Genomic DNA, 223 nt, shown 5'->3' with positions numbered 1-223 from the left:
TTCGTCGCCGTGGAGGACGAGGAGTTCAAGCAGGCCGAGACCGCCGGCGGCTACGCCAAGGAGATGTCGGCCGAGTACCGCGAGAAGCAGGCGGCGCTGGTCGCCTCGCACATCGCCAAGCAGGACATCGTCATCACCACGGCCCTGATCCCCGGCCGCCCCGCGCCCAAGCTCGTCAGCCGCGCCATGGTCGAATCCATGAAGCCCGGCTCCGTGATCGTGG

The 223-nt window shown here is 68.6% G+C and carries 1 pseudogene; it reads left to right on the top strand.

Annotation, left to right across the window (positions count from 1 at the left end):
* A pseudogene (locus tag E4K09_RS04675) lies at positions 1-223 on the top strand (NAD(P)(+) transhydrogenase (Re/Si-specific) subunit alpha); the annotation flags it as partial.

Source organism: Microvirga pakistanensis, assembly GCF_004458765.1.
Lineage (GTDB): Bacteria > Pseudomonadota > Alphaproteobacteria > Rhizobiales > Beijerinckiaceae > Microvirga > Microvirga pakistanensis.
The sequence above is the reverse complement of the archived record's forward strand: the minus strand, read 5'-3'. Positions and strand labels throughout refer to the sequence as shown.